The organism is Hahella sp. HNIBRBA332 (assembly GCF_030719035.1).
Classification (GTDB): Bacteria; Pseudomonadota; Gammaproteobacteria; order Pseudomonadales; family Oleiphilaceae; genus Hahella.
The window spans coordinates 6,045,197-6,065,541 of record NZ_CP132203.1; the positions used below are offsets into that span (position 1 = coordinate 6,045,197).

Annotated in this window: 17 protein-coding genes and 1 riboswitch; of the genes, 10 read left to right on the forward strand and 7 right to left on the reverse strand. The window is 56.5% G+C overall.

Going from position 1 to position 20,345, the window contains the following annotated elements; genetic code table 11:
• Position 1: 1 nt before the first annotated feature.
• Positions 2 to 607, reverse strand: coding sequence for a hypothetical protein (locus O5O45_RS26765; protein ID WP_305902358.1), 606 nt, complete (start codon positions 605 to 607; stop codon positions 2 to 4).
• 106 nt (positions 608 to 713) lie between these two features.
• Positions 714 to 988, forward strand: a riboswitch (cobalamin riboswitch).
• Positions 989 to 1,066: 78 nt separating this feature from the next.
• On the opposite strand from O5O45_RS26765, the gene O5O45_RS26770 reads away from it, so the two are divergent.
• The 6 genes from O5O45_RS26770 to O5O45_RS26795 all read left to right on the forward strand — a co-directional run bounded on the left by O5O45_RS26770 (position 1,067) and on the right by O5O45_RS26795 (position 9,099).
• Positions 1,067 to 1,948: an ABC transporter substrate-binding protein gene (locus O5O45_RS26770; protein ID WP_305902359.1), complete on the forward strand. Its 882-nt coding sequence runs from the start codon at positions 1,067 to 1,069 to the stop codon at positions 1,946 to 1,948.
• Positions 1,938 to 2,909 (forward strand): FecCD family ABC transporter permease, encoded by a 972-nt coding sequence (locus O5O45_RS26775; protein ID WP_305902360.1) that lies wholly within the window; start codon positions 1,938 to 1,940, stop codon positions 2,907 to 2,909. Before O5O45_RS26770 ends, O5O45_RS26775 begins: the two co-directional genes overlap by 11 nt.
• Positions 2,906 to 3,688 carry an ABC transporter ATP-binding protein gene (locus O5O45_RS26780; RefSeq protein WP_305902361.1) on the forward strand — a complete coding sequence of 261 codons (783 nt, stop codon included), beginning with the start codon at positions 2,906 to 2,908 and terminating at the stop codon, positions 3,686 to 3,688. Before O5O45_RS26775 ends, O5O45_RS26780 begins: the two co-directional genes overlap by 4 nt.
• A 2-nt stretch (positions 3,689 to 3,690) precedes the next feature.
• Positions 3,691 to 4,449: an energy transducer TonB gene (locus O5O45_RS26785; protein WP_305902362.1), complete on the forward strand. Its 759-nt coding sequence runs from the start codon at positions 3,691 to 3,693 to the stop codon at positions 4,447 to 4,449.
• Between the two features lie 175 nt (positions 4,450 to 4,624).
• A complete protein-coding gene (locus O5O45_RS26790; protein ID WP_305902363.1) occupies positions 4,625 to 5,641 on the forward strand; it encodes a LacI family DNA-binding transcriptional regulator in 1,017 nt (338 codons plus the stop codon).
• A gap of 287 nt (positions 5,642 to 5,928) precedes the next feature.
• Positions 5,929 to 9,099: a glycoside hydrolase family 3 protein gene (locus tag O5O45_RS26795; protein ID WP_305902364.1), complete on the forward strand. Its 3,171-nt coding sequence runs from the start codon at positions 5,929 to 5,931 to the stop codon at positions 9,097 to 9,099.
• A 111-nt stretch (positions 9,100 to 9,210) separates the two neighbouring features.
• Here O5O45_RS26795 and O5O45_RS26800 read toward each other — a convergent pair whose 3' ends face one another.
• Positions 9,211 to 10,581, reverse strand: coding sequence for an MATE family efflux transporter (locus tag O5O45_RS26800; RefSeq protein ID WP_305902365.1), 1,371 nt, complete (start codon positions 10,579 to 10,581; stop codon positions 9,211 to 9,213).
• A 565-nt stretch (positions 10,582 to 11,146) separates the two neighbouring features.
• Between O5O45_RS26800 and O5O45_RS26805 the strand changes: the two genes are divergently transcribed.
• The 3 genes from O5O45_RS26805 to O5O45_RS26815 all read left to right on the forward strand — a co-directional run bounded on the left by O5O45_RS26805 (position 11,147) and on the right by O5O45_RS26815 (position 14,861).
• Positions 11,147 to 13,372: a hypothetical protein gene (locus O5O45_RS26805; protein WP_305902366.1), complete on the forward strand. Its 2,226-nt coding sequence runs from the start codon at positions 11,147 to 11,149 to the stop codon at positions 13,370 to 13,372.
• A 124-nt stretch (positions 13,373 to 13,496) separates the two neighbouring features.
• On the forward strand, positions 13,497 to 14,612 hold the full coding sequence (locus O5O45_RS26810) for a TonB-dependent receptor (RefSeq protein ID WP_305902367.1): 1,116 nt from the start codon (positions 13,497 to 13,499) through the stop codon (positions 14,610 to 14,612).
• A 42-nt stretch (positions 14,613 to 14,654) separates the two neighbouring features.
• On the forward strand, positions 14,655 to 14,861 hold the full coding sequence (locus tag O5O45_RS26815) for a hypothetical protein (protein ID WP_305902368.1): 207 nt from the start codon (positions 14,655 to 14,657) through the stop codon (positions 14,859 to 14,861).
• A gap of 1 nt (position 14,862) precedes the next feature.
• Here the strand turns inward: O5O45_RS26815 and O5O45_RS26820 are convergent, their stop codons facing one another.
• The 3 genes from O5O45_RS26820 to O5O45_RS26830 form a co-directional block, all read right to left on the reverse strand.
• Positions 14,863 to 15,819, reverse strand: a complete 957-nt coding sequence (locus O5O45_RS26820) for an ABC transporter substrate-binding protein (RefSeq protein ID WP_305902369.1) — start codon at positions 15,817 to 15,819, stop codon at positions 14,863 to 14,865.
• Positions 15,820 to 15,925: 106 nt separating this feature from the next.
• The gene (locus tag O5O45_RS26825; protein WP_305902370.1) at positions 15,926 to 16,942 is read right to left on the reverse strand and encodes a hypothetical protein; all 1,017 of its coding nucleotides are present in this window, start codon (positions 16,940 to 16,942) and stop codon (positions 15,926 to 15,928) included.
• 62 nt (positions 16,943 to 17,004) lie between these two features.
• Positions 17,005 to 17,988, reverse strand: coding sequence for a carbohydrate kinase family protein (locus O5O45_RS26830; protein WP_305902371.1), 984 nt, complete (start codon positions 17,986 to 17,988; stop codon positions 17,005 to 17,007).
• A gap of 187 nt (positions 17,989 to 18,175) precedes the next feature.
• On the opposite strand from O5O45_RS26830, the gene O5O45_RS26835 reads away from it, so the two are divergent.
• Positions 18,176 to 18,463 carry a hypothetical protein gene (locus O5O45_RS26835; protein WP_305902372.1) on the forward strand — a complete coding sequence of 96 codons (288 nt, stop codon included), beginning with the start codon at positions 18,176 to 18,178 and terminating at the stop codon, positions 18,461 to 18,463.
• Positions 18,464 to 18,534: 71 nt separating this feature from the next.
• Here the strand turns inward: O5O45_RS26835 and O5O45_RS26840 are convergent, their stop codons facing one another.
• Positions 18,535 to 19,296 carry an SDR family NAD(P)-dependent oxidoreductase gene (locus O5O45_RS26840; RefSeq protein ID WP_305902373.1) on the reverse strand — a complete coding sequence of 254 codons (762 nt, stop codon included), beginning with the start codon at positions 19,294 to 19,296 and terminating at the stop codon, positions 18,535 to 18,537.
• A gap of 11 nt (positions 19,297 to 19,307) precedes the next feature.
• Positions 19,308 to 20,321 carry an NADP-dependent oxidoreductase gene (locus tag O5O45_RS26845; protein WP_305902374.1) on the reverse strand — a complete coding sequence of 338 codons (1,014 nt, stop codon included), beginning with the start codon at positions 20,319 to 20,321 and terminating at the stop codon, positions 19,308 to 19,310.
• Positions 20,322 to 20,345 lie beyond the last annotated feature (24 nt).

Here is a 20,345-nt window from a genome sequence, read left to right on the forward strand (position 1 = left end):
ATTACCAGCCGAAGCTGAAAGTGGGGTCAATGAAGAACATGACGCCGCTATAACAGGCTAGCATCAGAAAGCTGCTGATAAAGCCGTGAAAAGCAGTCTTGTAGCCGGCTTCTTCGTCCTTCTTGATAAGAAAGCGATAGCCGGCGAAACAACTCAAGCCAATCACAAACAAAGCCACCAAGGCGAAGCCGCCGTTGACCACCTGCATATTGATGATGAAATTCTCTCGCGCCTTTGCAGCCTCGGTCGCTTCGTCCGGATACAGGATAAAAGAGCCCGGCAGCAATGGGTGGGCGGTGGCTTCAATGGTGTAGCGATAGAAAGGCCAGAAGCGTCCGCAACGGGCGAGCAGGCGATTGCCTTCCTGGTCACTGACTACGGCGTTGGCGGCGAATAACGGGCCGCCGCAAAGGTCGAACTCCTTTTTCACCTCTTCCCGGCTGTGCAATTCGACACTGCGTTCGATGCTCACCGGGGACCAACCGGTCAGATTGAAGACGGTGTATTCCAACAGGCTCAAGCCATAGGCCAATCCTGCATACATAAACACGAGGAACAGCAGACGTTTCAGAATGAGTCCATGGCGGGACAAGGGCGCGTCGGTCATACAGTCTTATTCTTGTCGGTAATTACGGGAGCGTAAAACTGACACAATCTTGCAGACAGGTCCAGAGCCCCTCTTTGGCTTTCTGGACTTAAAATGACCAATTCATGATAATGTGGGCCGCAATGGTTCCAGTTGCTCAAAACTCGATCACTTTCGATAAGAGCAGGATTAAATGGGAATCCGGTGGGCGCCACTTTATGCGCGTCCGATCAGCCGGAGCTGTCCCCGCAACTGTGAGCGAAGAGTTCGTCCCGGATAACGCCGCCCCTCCTTATCGCGACGTTATCAAAGGCCACTGAGTGGAGACTGTCTCCAGTTCGGGAAGGCGGGGCAGGACTGTGAAACGCAAGCCAGGAGACCTGCCATTGTTCGACTCCCATTCGGAGCCTGTTTTATCCGACCGTAAACGGGGAATTTACGCCGGATTCGCACCTCGCATCGATTCAAGGCGGCATCTGCATGTTGGTTAAGGCTTTTCGGGCCCTGGGATTGCTATCAGCGCTTACTTTCACACTTTCCGTCAAAGCGGGCGATGCGCGCGCGGCTGAGCCCACGGTCATGTCGGTCAATCAGTGCGTTGACCAAATGATGGGGTATCTCGCCCCGGAAAATCTGGTGTCGGTCACCTGGCTCAGCCATCAGCCCTCTGAGCTGGAAATTGCACCGACCTTGCGTGACATTCCCGCCAACTTTGGTTTTATCGAGCAGGTGCTGAAACTCCGGCCGGATATCGTGATGGCGGGCCAGTATGGCGCATCCTCGCTCAAGCCGTTGGTGCGGAAGTTCAATATGCGTTGGGTGGAGATCCCGTTGCCGCAATCCCTTGATGATCTGGAGGCAAGCTGGAAGCTAGTGGGCGAAGCAGTGCGCAAACCCGAACAAGCGGCGGCGATCGTCAGCGGGTTGCGGAAATATTTCGCCGAGATTCATGGGCGGATAGCGGACAAGCAAGTCAGGGCGCTGATCCTGAACGCCAATGGCTGGATCGCTGGCGAGGGTAATTTCCAGGATGCCTTTCTGGACGCTATCGGCGTGATTAACGTGGCGAGCGAGCAAGGCGTGCAAGGCTGGGGACAAGTGGATCTGGAGACCTTGGTGCGCTGGCGACCGGATTTGCTGTTGATGATAAGCAACAGCTATGACAGCGAGGCGCTGGCCACCACCTGGGTGGAGCATCCGTTGCTGCAGCGCCGTCCTGCCCGTTTTAAACCGCTGTATATCCCCGCCGACTGGCTCTCCTGCGGAACCCCCGCCATGACCCTGGCGGCCCAGAAGGTGGCGGAGCATATCTTGGCGCAAGAGCGCAAAGCGCCTGGGGCGGAGACTGCGAATGACTTATAACCGTTTGCTGCTGATTCTGAGCGTGGCGCTGGTCTTTTTGATAGGTCTGTCTTTGTGCACCGGTCGGGTGACCGGGGTGAGCTGGCCGGGGTGGGATCTGGAAACTCAATTGATTTTATGGGAAATCCGTTTGCCGCGGACACTGCTGGCGCTGCTATGTGGAACTGTATTGGCGTTGTCCGGCGCTGTGTTGCAGGGATTGTTACGCAACCCGTTGGCGGACGCTGGCGTACTGGGGGTTTCCTCCACGGCGGCGCTGAGTTCGGTGTGCGCCATCTACTTTGGTTTTTCCGCCAGTGGCCTGTTTACGCCTGTGGCGGGCATTATCGGCGCCATGTTGGGATTGCTGGCGCTGGTGGCGATCGTCGGGTCGGAAGCGGGCATTGTGATGATCATCCTCGCCGGCGCAGCGATTAACTCCTTCAGCTCGGCGCTGACGGCGCTGGCCTTGAATATGGCGCCGAATCCTTTCGCGGTGCAGGACATTCTGTTCTGGCTGATGGGGTCATTTGAACATCGCACCCTGCAGCACTTTTATCTGGCGGCCCCGCCCGCACTGTTGGGCATTGCGTTGCTGTTCAGCGTGTCGCGTTCCCTGGATGTCCTGTCGCTGGGGGAGAATACCGCTCGCTCCATGGGCGTGCGTCTGCAGAAAGTGCAATGGGTGGCGGGCCTGGGCGTGGCGCTGGCGGTCGGGGCCAGCGTGGCGGTGAGCGGCGTGATTGGTTTCGTGGGGCTGGTGGTGCCTCACATGCTGCGGCCGTTTACCGAGTGGCGGCCTGGGCGATTGCTGGTTCCCAGCGCCCTGGCGGGCGCCAGCCTGATGTTGCTGACCGATATCTCCGTACGCTGTCTGCCACCGGGGCCGGAGCTGCGCGTTGGCGTCATTACGGCATTGTTGGGCGGGCCGTTCTTCCTCTGGCTGCTGCGCCACCTGCGCAAGGCGGAGGCGCTAGTATGAGCGAGGCGTTGAGTCTGGAACTCAGCGGATTGCAAGTGGGTTATCCCGGCGCCCCGGTTTTATCCGATGTCAGCTTCCGTCTGCCATCCGGACAACTCACGGCGATACTGGGCAGTAACGGCGCTGGCAAGTCCACCCTGTTGAAAACCATCGTCGGTCTGATCCCCAAGTTATCCGGCGCGATGCGACTGCAAGGTCTGGACCTGTGTGAGATGGCGCCAAAACAGCGGGCGCAGCATATCTCTTATCTGGATCAGGACACCGACTGTCACTGGCCTCTGAGTGTGGAAACCCTGGTCGGTCTAGGGCGGTTTCCAGCGCAGACCCATCGCAGCAGATTAAGCGCGCAGGATCAGGCCCTGATTCAGAACGCCATGCGGCAAGCGGACGTGACGCACTTGGCGCAGCGCACTGTCACCCGTTTGTCCGGCGGCGAGCGGGCCAGGGTGATGCTGGCGCGGGCGCTGGCGGTAGACGCTCCCGTATTGATGGCGGACGAGCCGGTGGCGGGCTTGGACCCGCAGCACCAGATTCAGGTGATGAGCCATTTGCAGGATTGGGCCCGGCTAGGGCGAATCGGCGTGGTAGTGTTGCATGACCTGACCCTGGCGCTGCGCTTTTGCGGGCAGGCGATGCTGGCGCTGCCGGACGGAACCGTGGTGGCGGGCGACACTAACGTGGTCTTGAGCGATGAGCGCATCCAGCAGGCGTTCGGCGTCTCAGTGGTGCGGGGGCGACATGAGGAGCAGCCCTATCTGCTGCCCTGGAGTCTGACCTGAGCATGGACGTCGTCAACGCTAAATATCCGCCATTATTATGGATGGCCTTGGTGGCCTCTTTGGTGGCGCATTTGGTGTTGATGCTGTCTTTCAATTCGCCTCAATCCACTAGAAATCGACTCACATCGACCACGATGACCGTGGCTATTCAGGCTCCGGCGGCGCCAAGGGCGGTTTCCACGACTCCCGCAGCAGTACATACTCAAATGCAACCTGCGCCACAACCTCAACCCGCCGACACTCCAGAACCCGTTCCAGTGAAGCCCAAAGTGGCGCCCAGGCAGGTTGCGACCCCCGCTCCCAAGCCAAAACCGGCGCCGGCAAGCAAGCCTGTCGTAAAAGAGAATACGCCCAAGCCAGCGCAGGTGGCGCACAAACCTGTTTCGCAACCTGTTCCCCAAACCACGATGGTGAAGCCGCAGGTCGCGCCTGCTGTGAACAAGTCCGCTCAGGCGGCCCCAGCGTCGGCGCCTGTGGCGGTCAGTGCGCCGCCGGAGCCCAGATATCAGTTGGGCGAAGCCAATACGCCCAAGCCGGAGTATCCTGGCATCGCTACCCGGCGCGGCTGGCAGGGCACTGTCATGGTGGAGCTGTTGGTGGATGCCTTGGGCAATCCCGTGAAAGTCTCCATTAAGCGGTCCAGCGGCTATACCGTGCTCGACAAACAAGCGCTGAAAACCCTCTCCGGCTGGCGTCTGGCGGCGGTGGATGGAAGCGGCCGGGAGACCATCGTGGTGCCGGTGGTGTTTCGTCTGAATTGACAAATTTCCCATACTGTCGCATAACTTCCTGCAGACTCCCGTTGTGGCTATGCCTGCATGCGCGGGCTGCAAGGGAGCTTGTTAGGCTATCGCCTAGTTGACATGCATTGCCCGCTTCTCCCATGATGGCCGGCTCTGAAAGCGTTTCCCCTTAAGCAAGGTGCCCGTCCTCCGAATGATTACAATAAAAGAAGTCTCCGACCGCGCGAAGGTCTCGATATCCACTGTCTCCCGTGTGATTAACAACACGGCTCCCGTTAAGGAAAGCACCCGTAAACGGGTATTCAAAGCCATGAAGGATCTGGGGTATCGTCCCAATTCATTCGCACAGGGGCTGGTCACCAACCGTTCCAATAATATTGGTCTGGTGGTGACGGATTTGCTTGGCGTGTTTTTCGGCCCGCTTATTTCCAGTCTGGAGCGCGCTTTGCGCGAATCCGGCTATAACCTCATCATTTCCGTAGAAAATTACTCATCCGACGAGATCAAGGAAACCATCGACATGCTGGCTGGCCGCCGTTGCGACGCCATCATTTTGTTTCCGTACTGCCTGACGGATGAAGAGTTGATCAGCCTGAAGGAAAAATCCCCGCCGCTGGTGCTGTTGAACCGCTATGTGCCTGAATTGGCTGGCGAATGCGTTATTGTCGACAACGAGCAGGGCAGTCATCTGGTGGTGGAGTATCTGGCGTCCCTGGGACATCGCCGCATCGCCTGTATCAGCGGACCGTTAGGCAATGAAGAAGGACGCGCGCGTCTGTCCGGCTATCGCCGTTCGCTGGAAAACCTGGGGATGTGCTATGACAAGGACCTGGTGGTGGAAGGCGACTTCACCGTGGAAGGGGGCTATGTCGCTACCCAGCGCCTGTTGAAGCGCAGTTGCGACTTCACTGCGATATTCGCCTGCAACGATCAGATGGCCGCTGGCGCCATGAAGGCGTTGCGCGAAGCCAAACTAAGTGTTCCCGATGAAATTTCCCTGGTTGGTTTCGATGACGTGGAGTACGCCTCGTTACTGTATCCGGCCCTGACCACGGTGCGTCAGCCGGTGAACGCCATGGGTAAACGCGCCGCGGCGCTGGCGATTCAATCTATTCAGGGCGAACGCCGGACGCAGCCGGCTCCCATGTTTGAGCCGGAACTGGTGTTGCGCGACTCCGTCGCCCCTCCCAAAAACTCCTCAACATCTTAAAAACCTCGCTTTGGCGTTATTGGCCTCTATTGACAATAACGTCTGAATTAGGGCAATTTATGAAATCGCTTTCATATTGGCGCGAGCTGTTTTGCGGTGAATTTATCGCATAGCGTCGACAAAGCTGGTTAATGCCCTGGTTTTCGATAGTAATAGGCCGTTGTTCAGGCCGAAATACTCAGCAAACTATCACGTATCAGGGAATATAGCCGGTTTTATTAACTCTGAAATGAAAGCGCTTTCATAATGTTTCGGTCCACTATCGCTAAATATAAAAAGGTGACCACATGTACGTATCCAGACGTCTCAAGCTGAAGGCGCTGTCGACCATGATGATTGTCGCGGCGCTGACGGCATGCAGCAGTGATTCCAACGATAACGACGGCAAAGATGGGCCAGGTGCGCCTGATCCGGTAGCCGGCGTTGATTACATCAATACCTTCAGTGATTGGCCGGCTATTCAAAGCGCCATCGCCAAAGACCCGCAAATTGAAGCCAGGATCGCCGAAATCATGGCGACTATGTCCCTGGAAGAAAAAGTCGGACAGATGATTCAGCCAGAGCTGCAGCACCTGACTCCGGAAGAAGTAAAACAGTACCACATTGGCTCCGTGCTGAACGGTGGCGGTTCCTGGCCGGGAACGAATAAGCATGCGACGGTGCAGGAATGGCTGGATATCGCTGATGCGTTGTGGGAAGCATCCATGGATGAGAGCGACGGTAACGCCGCCATCCCCATAATCTGGGGGACGGATGCGGTGCATGGTCACAGCAACGTGGTGGGTGCGACCCTGTTCCCCCACAACATTGGTCTGGGTGCGGCGCGAGATGCGGATTTGATTCGTAGAATCGGCGCGGCGACTGCGAAAGAAGTGGCGGTGACCGGTATTGACTGGACCTTCGCGCCAACTCTCGCAGTGGTGAGGGATGATCGTTGGGGGCGTACCTATGAAGGTTACTCTGAGGATGGCGAGATTATCTTTGATTACGGCGCCGCGATGGTTGAGGGCCTGCAGGGTAATTTCGATCAGTCGCATGTGGTGGCCACGGCCAAGCACTTTATTGGCGACGGCGGCACAGACAAGGGGAATGATCAGGGCGATAACCTGGCGGACCAGAACACGCTGATCAATCTGCATGGGCAGGGTTACTATTCCGCTCTGCGCGCTGGCGCTCAGACTGTGATGGCTTCTTTCAACAGCTGGCAGGGTGAGAAGCTGCACGGCAGAAAGGATCTGCTGACTGATGTGCTGAAAGGCAAGATGGGCTTTGATGGCCTGATCGTGTCTGACTGGAACGGCATTGGCCAGGTGGATGGCTGTACGGAAAGCAACTGTCCGCAGGCGGTCAATGCAGGCATCGATTTGTTTATGGTGCCCTACAAAGTGGATTGGAAGGCGTTTTATCAAAATACCATCGACTCCGTAAACGCCGGCGCCATTGAGATGTCGCGTATCGATGACGCCGTAGCTCGCATCCTGCGGGTCAAACTGCGCGCAGGCTTGTTTGAGAAGCCAAAGCCCTCCCAGCGCGCTCTGGCGGGGAAAGTGGAAGTACTGGGCTCCAACGAGCATCGGGAATTGGCGCGGGAAGCGGTGCGTAAGTCGCTGGTGCTGTTGAAGAATAAAAACGGCATCCTGCCTCTGAGCCGGGATGCACGAATTCTGGTGGTGGGAAAATCCGCGGACAGCCTGTCCAATCAAAGCGGCGGCTGGACTATTTCCTGGCAGGGAACCGGCCTCAATGAAGCGGAGGACTTTCCCGGCGCGACGTCGATCCTGAAAGGCATTCAGGATGTCGCTTCCAATGTGACTTACGATGCGGACGGCGGCGACGCTGACCCTAACCTGCACGACGTGGCGATTGTAGTGATCGGGGAAACGCCCTATGCGGAAGGCGTCGGCGATCTTGAAGGCGCCAAGACGCTGGAGCACGCGCGCAATTATGCGCAGGATCTGGCGGTGCTGGAAACCATCCGCAACGCCGGCGTGCCGGTGGTGACGGTATTTCTGTCCGGGCGTCCCTTGTATGTGAATAAAGAGCTGAATCGCTCCAACGCCTTTGTCGCCGCCTGGTTACCCGGCAGTGAGGGTGAGGGCGTGGCGGATGTGCTGTTCGCCAAAGCCGAAGGCGGCGTCAATTTCGACTTCGTCGGGAAGCTGTCTTATTCCTGGCCCAATTCACCCTGTCATACGCCCTTGAATAAAGGCGACGCCAGCGACGCGCTGTTCGCCTACGGCTTTGGACTGAGCTATCAGGATGCGGACAGTCTGGGCGACGACCTGAGCGAGGCAAGTCAGGCCTTCGGCTGTGATCAGAGCGACCCCGGCGACGGTGGAACCACCAACGTGAATCTTGATCTGTTCACCAGCGGACAGAATCAGGGCGACTGGGTCATGCGCATCGGCGGCCCTTCCAACTGGGGCGGAACGCCTGTCAGCATGGACCCGGCGGTGACCACGGCGCTGGAAGGAAATGAGGTGAGCGTCTCCACGGAAGACGGCGCTATTCAGTTCAGCGCCAAACGGGTGAAGTGGACTGATGTGGGCCAAGTTTACATGCAGGCGACGGAAGATAACGAAGGCAAGGATCTGACGCCGTACTACAACTCAAAAACGTCGGTGAAGTTCCGGGTCAAAGTGAATGAAGCGCCTGCTGGCGACGTTAATCTTTCGCTGCATTGCGTCTACCCCTGTTTGGGTGAAGTCGCGGTTGGCGACTTCATGCGTGGTCTGCCAGTGGGCGAATGGACGGAAGTAAGCATTCCATTCCAATGCTTTGTCGATGACGGCCTTGATTTCAGCAACGTCAATACGCCGTTTCTGCTTTACTCTGGCGGCGCCATGGATCTGTCTCTGGAAAATATCCGTTGGGAGCCGAATACCGCCGCGGACACCCCGGACTGCAGCAGTTTCGCCCAGGAAAATATAGCGTTGACGGAAACCACGGACGTTTACACGGATGGCGTGACGAATACGGAGCTATTCGCTCAACCCGGCGTGTGGGCGGTCTCCTCCTGGGACCCCTATCAGGAAGACGCCAGCTTCGTGACTCTCGACGCGGCGCTTGCTGACGGAGCGGGAACCGTTGTGGATGCGCAATACGGCGCTCCGGCGGCGGAGCATGCAGCGAAAGGCGTTGTGCTGTTCAAGTCGGCCAAGCCGCTAAACGTTTCCGCCCTGAGCAAGCTCACTTTCGATGTAAAAGTCATCGATTTCGCCGCCTCTACCGGACTGGTGGCGAAAGTGAATTGCGGCGCGGATTGCGGCACGGGTGATATCGCTATTCTGGACAGCGCCGCCGCGCTGAATGTCTGGCATCCGGTGGAGATTAACTTTGCAGACTATGATGGCCTCAATACAGCGGAGGTGACTTCAGTGCTGGAGATTTTGCCAGTGTGGGATTCAGAAATGCGCAATGTGCATTTCCAGGTGGATAACGTACGGCTGGTGAAATAAGTCCTGCGCCGTCTCTTACCTGATATGGCAATTTGACCAAGACGCGACAGGGATGCGCGAACCATGAAAAAAGCCCGGTTTCCCGGGCTTTTCTTTATCAAGAGAGGCGCATCAGGCGGGGATTTCCGCCATACCCTCCTCGTCGGTGTCGTGGCGGATGCCTTTGCTGCGCCACTTGCCGGTGCGCCAGCGCCACAGGTTGATGACCGCCCGCAGGGATTCATCCACGACAAAGCACATCCACACGCCCAGCATACCGTAGCCCATATCGAGCCCGACCCAGAACACGAAAGGAATCACCGCCCACATGAAGATCATGCTGTTGACGGCGGAAAAGCGGGCGTCGCCCACCCCTTTCAGACCCATGCCGGCGATGATATTCACCGCTCGCGCCGGCTCCATGATGATACAGGCCGCCAGCATCCACTTGCCCAGTTCGATAATCTGCTGATTATCCGTGAACAGGGTCAGCAGGCTGTCGTAGATCCATACAAACATCAGCATGTTGATGAAGGCGAAACCAGACGCGTAGGCCACTGACTTCCAGAAGATGCGGTTCACCTCTTTGAAGTTCTCAGCGCCCATGAAATGGGCCATCAGAATCTGGCTGCCGGCGCCCAGGGCGAAAGCGAAGGTGATTTCCACCACCAGCACCCGCAACACATAGGTGTTGGCGCCCATCGCCTCCAGCCCCAGACTGATTACCGCCATGGATACGACAATCTGCTGCACGGTGTAACTGAACGGCTCCATCGCCGAAGGGATGCCGATTTTCAGAATCGGACGCATCACGCGTCGAATCGGCCCGGACATGCCTTTGAAGCGAAAACGGATCTTCATCGGTCCATGCACCACCCACATCACCAGCAGCGCGCCCACGGCGAAGGAAATCGACGTCGCCATGGCGATGCCCAAAAGCCCCATCTTGGGCAGCCCGAACCAGCCCAGGAAGAACGCAGCGTTCAACACCACGTTGAGCGCATTGGTCGCCAGCGCAGTGGCCATGTTCCAGTGAGTCATGCCCCGAGACGCCAGGATAGAGGCGTAGGAGAAACGCACTGCGATACAGAAGAAGCTGAACGACACCGCCATGAGATAAGTCTCTGAGTGCGCGTTCAACTCCGGCGTCATGCCCAGCCACAAGCCGACGCGGTCGGCGTAGATGAAGCTGACGATGAACATCAGCAACCCAAGCAGACTGCTGATGCCGATATTCGCCATGTAGGTTGGCAATATATGCTGCGTTTTTTTCGCGCCCATATATTGCGAGGCGACGCTGGTGCCTGCAGTGGTGAACATCGGGATGATGAAGAACCCCAGTAATAACACTGGCAGCAGCACGCCAACCGTAGCGGCGACTTCGTCTGAGATTCGGCTGAGGAAATAGGCGTCGGCGAGAAACACCAGACCGCCGGTTATTTCTTCAATAAAGATTGGCCATGAAAGCACCCACAGGTTGTGGGACCTTAATTCGTGGTTCATTGATTGTATACCCTGGCTAAAAGCCTACAACTGGCCTGCGGCGCAGATAGAGCGCAATCCCGGTAAATAAACGGGAATATTCGAAGACCTATTTGTTTCTGTCAGAAAATATCAATAAGGGGGTCGCTGATGACGCGCGTTGTGCGCAACGCGCCCGGGCGCGATCAATATCAGCCGGCCTGGAGCGTTCTTCGTCAGGCGACGAGAGGAATGTTTTCAGTTTGCATGGACGCCAGGCCTCCATTGGGGTTTGGAGTTGAAGAGAGCTGGCCAATATACACCCGCGATCAAAAAATGCCAATAGCGCTAAACACTTACGCAGTGGCCCAAAAACTGGTAACAAATAGTCACGATTTATCCAGCCCGCCAAGCATTCCGTCAGGCCTACTGTGCTTTACTTAAATACTGCGCCAAGTACGAATTATGGTCGACACAGACTCAGCTTCGTCATTCGGGAGGGGGATTTCGCTGTTGGCGCCGGCGGGTAAGTACGAAACATTCACAGGCCTGACGCGATTATTCACAACTGAAGCCCCAGGCTACGGCTATCGTGAGGAGCAAAAGCATGTCTAAGTTTGATAAGTTCAAAAATAATCTGACGCCTCTTGTGCTGGCGGTTGCTTTGACCGCATGTGGAGGAGGCGGTGGCGGCGGCGATGATGACGACGACGATGACAGCGTGACTCTGAGTGGCGCCGCATCCAAGGGGATTATCATCGGCGGTCTTGTACGCGCTTATCCCGTGATCAATGGCGAGGCGGATACTTCCAATATTCTGGGGCAGGCCACAACGGGTTCGGATGGAACTTACAACCTGACAATAGACTCGGGATACAGTGGTCCTGTGGTCGTGCGTGTAACGCCAACCACTGGCACGCTGATGCGATGCGACCTCAGCGGAGGATGTGGAAGCGGCGTGGACTTTGGACAGGATTACGCTCTGACGGACAGCGGTTTTGCATTGAACGCAGTGGTCCCCTCGGGCTCGTCGAACATATCGGTCAATATAACGGTGTTGACTGATGTCGCCACCCAAGTGGCGTTGCAAGATATCACCATGGGCGGCATCACCAGCGCCGCTGAAATCCAGGCGGCGGTGACGGCGGCGAATTCGAAGGTGGCGAATCGTTTTGGCGTAGCGGGTGATCTGACCAAAATCGCAGTAGTGGACATCACCAATCCGACAGCGGTGGCCGCCGCTGGTCAAGGCGGGATCAAATACAACACGCTAAGCGCAGCCATTGTGCAGGCGGTGCAGGGAGACTCTCCTGGACTCAGTATTGAGCAAGCAGTGGCGGCTTTCGCGGAAGACTTCGCTGATGGCGGCATTGCGGATACAGCAGATTCGGATGGCGTTGGCACAACCCTTGAGGAAATTCTGGAGAGCACGCTGGAGATATTAAATGCAGCAGTAGCGGCGGATGAGTCCGGCGATTTGGATCTGGATGGCCTGATCACCATCATTGCGGCGGAAGAAAGCGACGCCCAGAATAATGGATCATCCGAAGAGTCCCAGGGTGAGGCCAGCGATACCGCTAACGCGACGGAACTGGCGCAGGCCAAGGCTATGGTGCAGGCGATTCGCAACTTGGGGACTGGCATGCTACTGAGCAGTGAAGACCGCAGTGCGCTGGAAGATTTCGCCGGTCAGATAGAGGCCGCCACGTTTGCTTCAGAAGATAACACCGCTGAAGTCGTGAATGTGATGACTGTCGCGTTGGAGCAGATTGCCATGTCCTATATGGCTTATGCGGAAGACGGCTCTCTGGATGGCTCTCCCATAGTCGACGTTAGTGTGAATAGTGATGAGGTTACTTTCTCTGTTGACACTACAATTGAAGGCGTGGCGGTGTCGCTGACCGCTACAGATGCTTCTGTTGTGGAAGTTGGCGATGAGGTCGAAACCCCGACGACAGGGGGAACCAATACGACCCAGGAAATCTCCGTTGAGGTCAGTTTCTCCATCAATGGCAGTGTCGCATCCAGTTCCGTTTCACTCACGATTAACGACGGAAGCCGCGCCGAAGTTATGGCTTCATTCAGTAGCAATGAAGATGAAACGACTAATGGCGACGTAACTACCACCGAGTTGGAGGAATCTTTTAACGTCAACGATATGGACTTGAGCCTGAGTGTGACATTGTCGGAAGTCGGCGTTACGGATCCTGTTTCATTCACAGGCAGCATGGACGTTCAGTTGTCGTCGTTCACTGCGGACATTTCTGAAACTGATACAGAAACCAGCTCCAGCTATGAGGAAATCTGGACGGAAGTCTTTACGGCGGGGACATTGGGCATGACCCTGGCTGGTGAGTTCAGCAATACTACTGGCGAGGCATTTAGCGGCTCCCTTTCAATCAATGCTGACGCCACTGGTTTGACTTTGACTTGCGAAGGGAGCGAGACCAACGGCTCTTTCTCTGAAAACTGTACGGATGAAAGCGAGGACGGCTACGTGGACGTCAATATCGGGTTGGCGTTTATGGCGGAGATCAATGGCGTATCCGATGCTGTTTCCGTCACATTGTCTGCGGAACGGACCGGACTGGAGTCCGGACAGGTAGGAGTGAGTTTGTCTTATGATGGCATTACGCTGGAAGCGAGCTTGGATTCTGAGGCGGAAACGTTGACTGTCACCAACCAAGATGGCGTCACACTGTCCGTGGAGGAAGGCGAAGATGGCAAAGCCACCGGCTCCATCACTAACAACGGAACCCAGTACGCCACCATTTCCGAAGTGAGTGGTGTGGTGTTGGTGCGGTTCAGCGATGGTGACTTTGAATCGTTTTAAACTAAGCTGAATACAGCGTGCGCAACGTAAAGGGAGGCTTGTCCTCCCTTTCTAACGAATGGCGCATGCGAAACGGATCACTGGTAAGTGACTGGAATGAATCACTAAAAACGGAATCTGGCTTTTGTCTGATTATGGAAAAAAGGTAAGGCGTATTGCGCAGATCGGCGCATTAGGCTGGACATTGGTCTGTGCGAAGACGGGTGCGGCGAGCGACGATGGCTGGCGGCTGTATACGGAGGTGGAGAGCTTTTCCTACAGCAATGCGGCGCCGATTTATCAGATCGCTCATGACCTGAAAGGCGATCCGGTGGCGCGGGGCGATGTGGCGTACACGCATGATCATATCGAGATCGGCGCCGAGTATCGCAATCTCAGTCTTTCCTTTGTCGAGCGTTATGACTATTACCTTGAATTCAGTTCCGACGCGGCGGAACTGATATACCTCTACAACAATGACCTTCCTCATGAAAGCGACGCCCACTATGACCTTTACCTGGCGGCGAACCAACTGCGTGCTAAAGGCGTTAAGCTGGGTTACCGGTTTGCATTAACGGAGGCCTTCAACGTCAAATTGGCCCTTTCATACTTGCGTGCGGATGAGCTGACCGAAGGGTATCTGCGCGGTTATCTGGATACGCCGGACGCCTCTCCCACGGGAGAGCTGGAGCTGGATTACGCCTATACGGAAGACCGCCTGTTGGACCGATCGCCGGAAAACGTCAGCGGTGATGGGTTTGCGGTGGATCTGTATCTGCGATGGCGGCCTCACCCGCAGTGGGAGGCGCGATTGGCGCTGGAGGATGCTTTCAATCGCATATACTGGGATCGCGCTACGGCGACAGTCGCCCGCGCTACCTCCGACACCATTTCTTATGATGAAGATGGGGCTTTGGATGTGTCGCCGGCGTTGAGCGGCAATGAAGGCTATCGCGACCACATACAGGAGTTGCCGTTGCGAGGGTTTTTATGGAGCGAATATCGCCTGAATGATGCAGTCAGTCTGGGCGCCGGTTGGCGGCGTTACGATAATATCGATCTGGGGCTGGTAGGGGCCGCCTACCGTTTTAATGAGAGGCTGACACTGGAGGGGCGTTATTATTTCAACGCTGACGCCCTCAATCTCAATCTGCAGGTTTTTGACCTGTATCTTGGCGTGACCATGGATCGTCTGCAGTGGAAGCAGGCGAAAACGTTAGGGCTGAGTCTGTGGTGGAGTTATCGTTTCGGTGGCGTCTGATAGGATTTAATGAGACCTTCAGGTTTTGATCAGGAGAGGTTCATGCTTGCCAGACTGGTCAGCCGCGCCTATCGGCTCAGGCTATGCGGCGTGTTGCTGCTCTTATTGTTTCTACTCAATCTCGTGTTGCCTGAGGAGGCGACTCAGTCGCCGCCTGGATGGTTGATTACGCTGTATATTTTCGGCTGCTCGATATCTATGGTGTTCGCCATGGATCTGTTTCGCTGGTTTCAAGGCGACCGCGATTAATTCAGGGCTTGGGCAGCGGCTGCAGTAGTTTGACGCCGGTGTCGGTGAACGCCGGTATGGGGTTTCCTTTGATCAGATCCAATGCTCTCTGCACCGCCAGATAGCCCATATACTCCGGATTCTGTACCACCAGATTACTGATTTCTCCCGCATACATGGCTGCTTCCAATTCTTCGGTCTGATCGAAGCCGATGAAGCCAAACCGCTTTGACATGCCCGATTGTCGAATCGCCACTAACGCGCCGATAGTGGTGGACTCATTGGGTGTAAACAGGCCGTCGATGGTCGGCAATTCCTTCAGCAGCCGCAACATTTCGCTGCGTGCGGCTCCGCGATCGTCTCCTACATACGGAGCGGCGGCGATGCGGATTTTGTCGTAATCCATCAGGACGTCCAGAAATCCCTGTTCCCGCTGATCAGTCGAGGCGTTGCCCGCCCGCAGGCGCAGCAGCACAATATTGCGTTTCTCGCTCAAATCGAGAGTGGCGAGCAGGGCGCGGGCGGCCAGTTGACCGGCGGCGTAATTGTCGGTGGCGACCAGCCCTTGATGAGCGTTGCCGGCGAGATTGGAGTCCACCACCAGCACAGGGATATTTCTGGTGCGGTATTGAGCCACGCTGGCGGACAGATCCTCGTCGGAGTTCGGCGCCAGAATCAGGACGTCCGGCGGCGTTTGACTGAGATGATAAGACAGAATCTGTATTTGTCCCGCTATATCGCCGTCATCTTTAGTGCTGCGATGCAGCATAGTGACGCCGGCTTCTTCGGCGGCTTTCTGCGCACCCTGATAAACCTGGCGCCAATAGGCGTTGCTTTCGCCTTTTAACACAAGCAAAAGCTTGGGGTGATGGATGTCGGCCTGGGATAACGGACAGGCGATGAGCCACACTAACGCCAGTAGCGCAGCGCAAACACTGAAATATCGGACGGCTCCGGGCGAACGGAGTGCGGAAGGCATAAATCTGGTCGGTCTGTTGGATTTATTTACTTTAAGTTTAGACGGGCTTTCACAATAGCCAATGAAAAAGGGCGGCAGCGCCGCCCTTAATACTCGCCCAGTGGAATTATTTGCGGCTCATTTGCTCGGTAAAGGCGTATTCCCGGGACTGGGTTGCAATAAGATCCTGCACCAGGGCCAGAACCACTGCGATGGCTTTTTCCACGCCTGAATTGTGCTGGGACAGCTGTTGTTTGATTTCTTCGTCCGCGTCGTGATAGCCCAGAGCTGGACGGCGCACGGGGTGCTCACCGAGAAACAGAGCGTGACGCAGGCGATACAGCTCTTTGAAGCAGTCCGCCGACTCAGGGGGGCGGCCGAGCACAAGACTGACCCGCTCGCGCAGGTGCTGCATGTCTTCGTCATTGCGGGCGCCAATCAGCATTTCCAGCTGATTGGCGACCAGCATGGCGGTGCGGGCGCCGTAACGATAGCGTTGCTGGGCGATTTTCAGCATATCCACCAGCACTTTGTTGGCGGTGGAAATCGCCGTATTGCGTTGGCTGACGCCCAGCATTTCGAACCAGTCCCAGACCTTGGCGAAACTCAATTGGGTGATGTGCGGCCAGCCGTGATCCACGGCGCTCTGATTGGCGTCGTAGAACGCCTTGGAATCAAAATCCTGCGCTTCGAAGCGGTGCGCCTGCTTGCCGAGGAATTGGGTCGCCAAGAGCTGGCAGGAGCCCGGCAGTGCGATGTTCATGCCCAGCATCAGTTGTTGAATGAACACGCTGGCGGCGTGGTAAATGGAATAGGGAGCGGTCAAGTCATTGCGGGCCACTACCTTCAGGTTCAGCGTGGCGCCCAGGCTGACGCTGCTGTCCTCAGCATGCTTGCGGCGATAGTGATTGAAACTGCCGGAGCTGTCCTTGGCTTGTTGCAGGGCGCGCACCATGTCTGATGCGTCCAAAGATATATCGTACTCCCCGAGGCTGCCGCGATAGGGATCTTCCACCTTGAAAGGACGATCCTTGAAGAAACCGTCAATCTGACGCCATAAGTCGATGCACAACGCCGTCTCTTGTTCGCCGCCGCTGGGAACCGCGTTTTTGACTTCCAATTGAATCGTTTCTGTGCTTTGCATTAAAGAGGCTCCACTGTCGTGCTGTGCGCTGCGGGGCGCGTCATTCGGACGCCGCCGGCGAGTTATAAATTCAGTGTTTCAATATCTCTACGGGTTCTGGCTGCAATATCCCGTAGCTCCACTAATGGTAACAGCTTTTCCTTGGCGCCTTTATGTTGCAGGACAGATTCCGAGTTTGTCATGGCGTAGTGGAGAGCTGTGGCGGTATTCTCGCCGAGAATAATAGCTGCGGTAAAGGTTGCGGCGAAGGCGTCGCCAGCGCCGGTGGTCTCCACCACCTGCAGGTCCGGCAGAGGGCGCGCATAGTACAAATGCTCGCGATCATAGACATATGCTCCTTCTGCGCCATCAGTGATGGCGAAAATGGCCGGCGGCAGTTTCGCCAGCTCTGGGATCAGGTCGGGAACCGATGGTGATTTGAAGAAATTGAGGCCGAGGAATTTGCAGGCTTCTTCTTTATTCATAACCAGAATCTCCACCCGGTCGATCAATTTCGCCAGCTTGGCGTAACCTAACTCCGCCTGATAGTTGCTGGGATTGAAGGCCAGTTTGAAGCCGTTGCCGGCGACCAGATCGCAGACGGTCTGGAAGCTCTGCTCCAGCATGCTCGACAGATATACCCAACGGGTCTGAAAGGGCTGAATATCCGCGGCTTCAAGATGATCGTTAGCCCCTTTGTAGGCGAGAATGGAGCGATCATCCTTGATGCTGTTGAGGATAACGGAGAAGCCGGTCTGTCCTCCCCGGGCGCCAATGAAACTGATGTGTTCCTCGCGCAGTTTATCCAGTACGAAATCGCCGTTAGCGTCATCGCCTATTTTGCCCAGGAAACCGGTATTCAGTCCCAGCCTGGAGAACGCCACCGCGGTATTGGTGCCGCCGCCGCCAGTGGTGGTTCTGAGCTCTTTGATTAAAAGTTTACTACCTAACGGGAAGGCGATGAGTTCGGAATGGCTGGTGCGCGTGTCGATGCGGATCAGCTCGGAATCCGTGTCTGCGAAGTGATCTACGGTGGCGCTGCCGATGGTGACAACATCAAATGTCATAGGCAATATCCTTAATTATTGTTAGCGGAGTTTCGGAATATTACTAGGATAGCTCTAGCTAACGCTATCTTGCTGACCCAAGTCAAGTGCGCGGACGACATCGTTTTTCTGCCTTGGATCAAACTCCTTGTGATACCAAAGAGTATAGTATTTTCGCATGTGGAATAACCTGCGGAGGAGCGGAGCGATGCATGAATTTGAACTTACGTGCGGGGTCGACGGACTGAGCGATTTTCTCGACGCATTGGGTGGGCAACTGGATGAACCACTGGCGCAGGACAAAATCGCGCTGGCGTTAGCGGCCCTGGCTCAACTGGGCGACGGAGAGGAGGAAGACATCGAGTTTGATCTGCGCTACCAGGAGGCGCTAACTCCGATCGTCATCAAAGCGGCGGTGACCCATAATGTCGGTCCCCGGTTGGTGTTCGCCACGCCCTCAGAATCTCTCTACGAGACGGCGCGCCGATTGGCGTAATTACCTTGCTGCAAGTCCGGCGTCGCGTCTTCAACTGACGAACGACGCCGGGATGCCTACGCAAGATTAGCTTAGGCGGTCAGCCCGCCATCCAGCGCCACCGCCTGTCCGGTCATGAAGCTGGATTCGTCTGAACACAGCCAGGCGATCATGCGTCCTATTTCCTCAGGCTCGCCCAGCCGTTGCATCGGGTTGGCGCGCACCACCTTCTGCGCCTTTTTCTCATCCATCGCCTGTAGCGCGCGTTGCACCATGGGCGTGTTGATAAAGCTGGGACAAACCGCATTGATGCGAATTCCGGAGCTGGCGTATTCGACCGCTGCGGACTTGCTCAGCCCGACCACGCCGAACTTGCTGGCGGAGTACGGCGCAAGCGACGGTGCGCTGCGCAGACCAGCGATGGAGGCGAGATTGATGATGCGTCCGTCACGGCGCGGCAGCATGCATTTGATCTGCTCGCGCATGCACAGGAACACGCCCTTCAGGTTGATGTCGATTACCTGATCCCAGGTGGCTTCGTCGATGTCCGCCATCCTGGCGTTGACGTGCTCCACGCCCGCACTGTTGACGGCGCAATCGAGCCTGCCGCAGACTTCCATTACGAAGGCGTGTAAATGGGCGACTTGCACCGCCTGTGTCACATCAGCGGCGCAGAAATGCGCCCGGCCGCCCTGGTCGCGAATCAACGCGGCGACAGCGTCGCCCTGTTCCGCATTGATGTCGGACAGGATCAATTCCGCCCCCAACTGAGCCAGTAGAAGGGCGGTCTCTTTACCAATACCGGAGGCGGCGCCGGTGATCAAATTCACCTTGTCCTGCAGATCGTAAGCCATATCCGCGCTCCTTAGTTGTCCGCTACCTTGAGCACCAACTTGCCGAAGTTGTCGCCGCTGAACAGCATCATCAGCGTGTTGGGGAAGTTTTCAATGCCTTCCACCACGTGCTCTTTCGCTTTCAGCTTGCCAGCGGCCATCCAGCCGGCCATTTCCATCGCCGCTTTGCCGTAATGCTTGGCGTTGTCGAACACCACAATGCCCTCCATGCGGGCGCGATTGACCAGCAGTGACAGATAGTTGGAAGGACCTTTCACCGGCTTGGTGTTGTTGTATTGGGAAATAGCGCCGCAAATCACAATGCGCGCATGCAGATTGATGCGGGTGAGCACGGCGTCCAGGATATCGCCGCCGACATTGTCGAAGAACACGTCGACACCATTGGGACATTCCCGTTTCAGGCCGGCCATGACGTCCTCGTTTTTGTAATCCACCACGCCGTCAAAGCCAAGTTCTTCGGTCAGATAGCGACATTTCTCTGGACCGCCGGCGATGCCCACAACGCGACATCCTTTGATCTTGGCGATCTGACCTACCACACCGCCCACCGCGCCTGCGGCGCCGGACACCACCACGGTCTCGCCCTCTTGCGGCTTGCCGGTGTCCAACAGTCCGAAATAGGCGGTCATGCCGGGCATGCCGAGGACGCCAAGATAGCGTGGCGCCGGAGCGATGCGCGTATCGACTTTGTGCAGTTCTTTACCATTGCAGATGGCGTATTGCTGGACGCCCAGCATGCCCACCACCATGTCGCCGGGACTGAAATCTGCGTGGTTGGAGGCGATGACTTCGCCGACGGCGCCGGCGCGCATGACCTCGCCGATTTGCACCGGCGCAATATAGGACTTGCCTTCGTTGAGCCAGCCGCGCATGGCAGGATCAAGGGAGACGTATTGAATTTTCACCAGTACTTCATCAGCGCCCGGCTGCGCGACAGGTTGCTCGCAGAATTCCCAGGTATCGTCGCCGGGTTCGCCCACTGGTCGCTTGGCCAGACGATATTGCTTATTAAGCAGTTCGCTCATGGATGTATTACCTTTATTGTTGAT